General features: G+C 41.0%; 5 protein-coding genes. 3 read left to right on the top strand and 2 right to left on the bottom strand.

Features of this window, described 5'->3' with window-relative positions:
- The 3 genes from JMY05_RS13395 to JMY05_RS13385 all read left to right on the top strand — a co-directional run.
- On the top strand, positions 1-1638 hold a 1638-nt coding region (locus JMY05_RS13395; RefSeq protein ID WP_201615300.1), incomplete at its 5' end, for a RelA/SpoT family protein.
- 53 nt (positions 1639-1691) lie between these two features.
- The gene (mutM, locus tag JMY05_RS13390) at positions 1692-2630 is read left to right on the top strand and encodes a bifunctional DNA-formamidopyrimidine glycosylase/DNA-(apurinic or apyrimidinic site) lyase (protein WP_201615299.1); all 939 of its coding nucleotides are present in this window, start codon (positions 1692-1694) and stop codon (positions 2628-2630) included.
- A 328-nt stretch (positions 2631-2958) separates the two neighbouring features.
- Complete coding sequence (locus JMY05_RS13385) at positions 2959-3399, top strand: hypothetical protein (protein WP_045443618.1); 441 nt, start codon at positions 2959-2961, stop codon at positions 3397-3399.
- 117 nt (positions 3400-3516) lie between these two features.
- On the opposite strand, the gene mscL is transcribed toward JMY05_RS13385, so the two are convergent.
- Positions 3517-3960, bottom strand: a complete 444-nt coding sequence (gene mscL, locus JMY05_RS13380; protein ID WP_055125730.1) for a large conductance mechanosensitive channel protein MscL — start codon at positions 3958-3960, stop codon at positions 3517-3519.
- Between the two features lie 284 nt (positions 3961-4244).
- Positions 4245-6095, bottom strand: coding sequence for a translational GTPase TypA (gene typA, locus JMY05_RS13375; RefSeq protein WP_201602234.1), 1851 nt, complete (start codon positions 6093-6095; stop codon positions 4245-4247).
- Positions 6096-6334 lie beyond the last annotated feature (239 nt).

The following is a 6334-nucleotide window of genomic DNA, read 5'->3' as shown; positions in this document are numbered from 1 at the left end:
GCGCCTGAACGCTATAAAGAGATTGCCAAACTGCTCTCCGAAAAACGCAGCGAACGCGAGTCCTATATTCAGCGCGTACAAGATAAGCTCAATGAGGCATTAGCAGAGGCTAATATCGAAGGTGAAGTCTCTGGACGAGTCAAGCATATCTACTCTATCTACCGAAAAATGAAGCTCAAAGGCTTATCGTTTGATCAGCTTTATGACATTCGCGCGCTGCGGGTATTGGTCACCAACCCGTCAGACTGTTACCACGTGCTTGGATTGGTACATGGCTTGTGGCGATATATCCCTGAACAATTCGATGACTATATTACCAACCCCAAGTCCAATGGTTATCGCTCACTACATACGGCAGTCATTGCTGAAAACAAATCACTGGAAGTACAAATTCGTACTCATGAAATGCACTTCGAAGCTGAGCTTGGTATGTGTGCTCATGTTAACTATAAAGAAGGTCTAAAGAATAAAAAAGACAATTATCTTAATCAAAGAATCAGCTCGCTGCGTCAGCTGTTATCTATCAATAATGAAACCCGTAACCAACCGCGCTCATCTTTACTAACTGGTGAAGAAATAGAGGGCATGGAGTTTGACGAAGAAGAGCAACTCGTTGACTTTGACGAGCTCGAACGCATCTATATCTTTAGCCGTGATGGTGACATTACTGAACTGCCAAAAGGGGCGACCGTTCTTGATTTTGCTTATTATGTACATACACAAGTTGGTAATCGTGCCCAAGCTGCGCGAGTCAATCAGCGCTATGTACCATTAACCTATCAACTCAAAACGGGTGAACAAGTTGAAATTATCACCAAAGCATCACGTGAGCCCAACCGTGATTGGCTAGTTGCTTCACTTGGATACATTCATACCAACCGTGCACGTTCAAAACTGCGTCAATGGTTCAATAAGCAAGACCGTGATAAGAACATTGAAATTGGTCGTCAAATGCTCAGTAAAGAGCTTGAACGATTATCGGTACATCCCAATAGCATCGATTTAAACGACTATATTCAGCATTTCCATGTCAATACGACTGACGATATTATCGTTGGATTGGTCACAGGCGACATTGGTCTCAACCAACTCACCAGCCACATCTCCCGTCAGCTACACCTAGAACCTGAAAGACCGCCAGAAAATTTTTCGCCAAGTATAGATGCTAGAGAGGCAGGCAAAATCGATGCTTATAAAATTCGTATCGATGGGCTGGATAATATAGAAATCAATTTAGCAGGCTGTTGCCACCCTGTGCATGGCGAGCCAATTGCTGGTTACATTACCTTATCACGAGGTGTCAGTGTCCATAATCGTGGTTGCCCTGAATATTCGCGCTTGATTGAACGCGATCCTGAGCGCGAAATAGAGGCTTCGTGGCGGGTACAAGCTGGTCGTTATCAACCGGTTGATATTCACGTAGAAGCCTATGATAGGCGTGGACTATTGCGTGATTTGACGCAAATTATTGATAAAGAAAATGTCAATATTCGTCAAGTTGAGACGCTTAGTAATGATGATAACATTGCCTTTTTAAAATTTCATATTGAAGTCTCAGGATTGGCACACCTATCTAAGCTTTTAGCGAAACTAGAGCAACAGCATGGTATTTTGCATGCTCGCCGCGCCGTCGCCTAGATATAAAATCACAAAGTACGTCCACTGAATCATAAGGTTATTATAAAAATATCATGCCTGAACTGCCTGAAGTAGAAACAACCAAAACCAGCCTTGCACCGTTATTAGGGCAACGCATCATCGATGTAAAAGTTTTCCAGCCAAAGCTGCGCTGGGCGATGCCAGATGATTTAGATAGCTTGATTGATTACACGCTAGATAGCGTTGAGCGCCGCGCAAAATATTTAATTCTTAACTTTTTACCTTTATTACCCAATGATGATAGCGCTGCGGCTCAAACTGATACGTTAGTACCACGTCAACTTTTGGTTCATTTAGGCATGTCGGGCAGCCTGCAACAGCAGAGCTACGGTACTGAAAAGCGCAAGCATGATCATCTCATCATTGTTTTTAAGGGCGTTAATAATACAAAATCCCAACTACATTACTATGACCCAAGACGTTTTGGGGCAGTGTTATGGCACAAAGATTATAGTGCTAAACTATTAGATCATTTAGGTCCTGAACCATTATCAGATGAATTTACTGCAGACTACCTGTATCAATTTATTCAACGGACAAACCTGCTTGATCACAGTGCTGATACCGTAGCAATTGGCAACGCCAAATCAAAGAAGCAGCCCATTGCTCGCGCTATAAAATCAGTCATCATGGAACAACAGGTAGTCGTGGGTGTCGGTAATATCTATGCGACTGAAAGCCTATATTTATCAGCTATTCATCCAGCCACCCCCGCTCACCAACTGTCCTATGCTCAGATGATTATTTTGGTCGATCATATTAAAGTTATTCTAAAAAAGGCGATAGCGCTTGGTGGCTCCACACTACGAGACTTCACCGTAGCAGATGGCCAAACCGGTTACTTCCAGCAGACATTAAATGTCTATGGTAGACAAGGGGAAACTTGTCCGCATTGTGATGCGGTGCTTGAGAATATCAAAATTAATGGTCGCGCCAGTGTATTCTGCCCCAACTGTCAGCCAATCCTTTAAATATTATCTGAAACTATCACTATCTGTTTCGCCTTAAGTACCAGAATAACTTAGGTATCAAGTCGTAGAATATGGCAGCACAATACTCTTGACTAAGTGTCTTATTATTTTGCACTAAGATTATTATATCGCGCGCCATTTTTGTTGCTTATTGACACACATCTTGCTTTAATAGTATGAGCACTTACATAAATAGTGCATAATATTTATACATCTGTAATATATTTAGCTTACTTATCGTTGCGCATTGTTTATATAGGGAGATTGTCTCTTTGTGGAAATAGCAGCAGCTAATAATCATACCAATTATGAATTTTAGGACATCGTTATGACTGTTAAAGCCAAAAACCAACGCACAGTTAAGCAAAAAGCCTTTACTATAGCCGCAAGCTTAAGTTTAATGGCTGCTACTATGCAGCCTGCCTTGGCAGCCATAGAAATTGATGAGACAGACTTTGGGCCTTCTTATGAGACAATGGTGGTTGATACTGTAGTGGGTAAACCTTTACAACTGGTCAGTGCCGTTGCTGGTACTGCCGCCTACCTAGTTAGTCTACCCTTCTCGCTTATCGGTGGTAATGCGGATCAGTCGCAGCAGAAACTTTTTGTTGAACCTTGGGACGCGATGGGACGTTGTTTAGGTTGTACTGTGGCTGAAGACAATTATTACAAATCACAAGTGACGAATGATAATGTTGTCCGTATTGTCGTTGACCAACCATCTGAGATTTTGATTAATACCAACGATTATGTCGTAGTTACGCCATAGTCTTTATATTAACAGCTGGTTAAATGATATATCTGTATTAAAGACAATGCATTTATAAATTATCCATAAAAAAGGCTAACGTCGTGTTAGCCTTTTTTTTAATCAAATCACCATATTTTATTTTGAAACAGTGGTGTTACTTAACTTAGCACTAATTTCACGAAGCAATTGCACCTCTTCTGAAGGTTGTTTTACCAACTCTTGCACTTCTTCTTTACGACGCATTTTATTAACCATTCTAACCATCATAAAAATAATGAATGCTAAAATTAAGAAATTAATCAGTACAGTAATGAAACTGCCATAGGCTAATACAGGAACGCCAGCTGCTTTGAGGGCATCATAGGTCATGGCAACACCTTCAGGCGCATCACCCAACACTAAGAACATGTTTTTGAAATTGATTTCGCCACCTGCTATGAAGGCCACTATTGGCATAATAATGTCTTCAACTAAGGACGTTGTGATAGTAGCAAATGCCCCACCGATAATGACACCGACCGCTAAGTCCATCACATTACCTTTTAAAGCGAATTCTTTAAACTCAGAAACCATACTCATTATTTTCTCCTCAAAATACCAATCTATAATCGAATAAGTATCTCAACAGTCGACCCAATCTTGAGCCTTAAGAGTAATAGTAAGAAACACTACTACTGTCAGTTATTCTGTCTATATTCTATGGAAATTACAACAAAAAAAAGCAGCATAAAATGAACCATATTCAGTTCACTCTATACTGCTAATTTTTTAGTTATCTTGATGCCCATTATTAAATAATAATGGCATCAAATGCTTAATAAAATATCAATCCAATAAATTACTCAGTAATTCATGGCTCAATATTAAGCACCTTTTTTACCACGGCCGTGACGCTTACGCTCACTTTCAGTCAAATAGCGCTTACGTAGACGGATCGCCTTAGGTGTTACTTCAACCAATTCATCATCTTGAATGAATTCAAGCGCTTGCTCAAGTGTGAACTTGACTGCTGGAGTCAACGTCAATGCTTCATCAGTACCACTTGCACGAACGTTGGTTAACTGCTTAGCGGTCGTTGGGTTAACAGCCATATCATCGTTACGTGAGTTAAGACCAACAATCATACCTTCGTAAACTTCAAGCTGTGGCTCAGCAAACAATTTACCACGTTTTTGCAGGTTAAATAGCGCGAAACCTAAGCAAACACCTTTTGCCATAGAAACCAAGACGCCATTCGAGCGACCACCAACATCACCGATCTTTTGTGGACCGTAATGTGAGAAGCTTGACGTCATGATACCTGTACCTGAAGTCAAGGTTAAGAACTCAGAACGGAAACCAATCAAACCACGGGCAGGCATCGTCGCTTCGATACGCATACGACCTTTACCATCAAGCTCCATATTAGTCATCTCGCCTTTACGCAAGCCAACCTGCTCCATGATAGAACCTTGATGCTCATCTTCAATATCGAAAACAACGTTTTCATACGGCTCTTGTAATTTACCATCCACTTCTTTGACGATAACTTCTGGGCCTGAAACACCCATCTCAAAACCTTCACGGCGCATGTTTTCGATCAATACAGATAAATGAAGTTCACCGCGACCTGATACTTTGAATTTATCAGGAGATTCTGTATCTTCTACACGTAATGCTACGTTATGAATCAATTCACGCTCAAGACGCTCACGGATATTACGCGAGGTCACAAACTTGCCATCACGACCAGCAAAAGGTGAGTTATTTACTTGGAAGTTCATTGAAACGGTAGGTTCATCAACGGTCAATGCTGGTAATGCTTCGACAGCACTAGGATCACAAATCGTATCTGAGATATTAAGCGAATCAATACCAGTAATACAAACGATGTCACCAGCTTGTGCATCTTCAACATCAATACGATCAAGACCATGATAACCCATAATTTTTAAAATACGGCCATTACGGGTATTGCCATTTTTGTCGATTACAGTCACTTGAGTATTGGTTTTAACTTTACCACGCTGAATACGACCAATGCCGATGACGCCAACAAAACTATTATAATCAAGGCTTGAGATTTGCATACGGAACGGTGCATCAGCATCAACTTGAGGAGGCTGAACCACATCAACAATCGTTTTGAAAAGTGGTGTCATGTCATCAGCCAAATCGTCAGCTTGCAAACCTGCAATACCATTCAATGCTGAGGCATAAACAACTGGGAAATCAAGCTGTTCATCAGTTGCACCCAAGTTATCAAAAAGATCAAAGATTTGATCCATTACCCAGTCAGGGCGCGAGCCAGGACGGTCAATTTTATTGATGACAACGATAGGTTTTAGACCTTGCTCGAACGCTTTTTGCGTCACAAAACGGGTCTGTGGCATTGGGCCATCAACCGCATCAACGACTAGAAGCACGCAGTCAACCATAGACATTACACGCTCAACTTCACCACCAAAGTCGGCGTGACCTGGGGTGTCAACAATGTTGATACGATATTCAGTATCATCAGTCTTATCTGTCCAGCGGATGGCTGTATTTTTAGCCAAAATGGTAATACCACGTTCTTGCTCAATATCGCCTGAATCCATTGCACGTTCAGCAATGTTTGCACGGTCGCCAAAAGTACCAGACTGATGTAATAACTTATCAACCAAAGTTGTTTTACCGTGGTCAACGTGGGCAATAATTGCAATGTTACGCAGGTGTTTGATATCGTTCGCCATATAAAATGCTCGTTTCGTCTTAAAAAAATGCAGTAGCAATAAGCGCCGCTGGATAAACTTTTACCATCAACCAGATAGATATTGAGTACTTACTTTTGGAAGACTGCACAATAGATGCGGTTAATCAAATAATTTCAATATAATCAAGTATCTACACTGATAAATTCATCATACAGATAGCTATGCTAATGTACATTCTGTCAATTTACAGAATGTTTGGGCAGCTAGTATAACATTAT

It is taken from the genome of Psychrobacter sp. JCM 18902 (genome assembly GCF_904846615.1).
Classification (GTDB): domain Bacteria; phylum Pseudomonadota; class Gammaproteobacteria; order Pseudomonadales; family Moraxellaceae; genus Psychrobacter.
The sequence above is the reverse complement of the archived record's forward strand: the minus strand, read 5'-3'. Positions and strand labels throughout refer to the sequence as shown.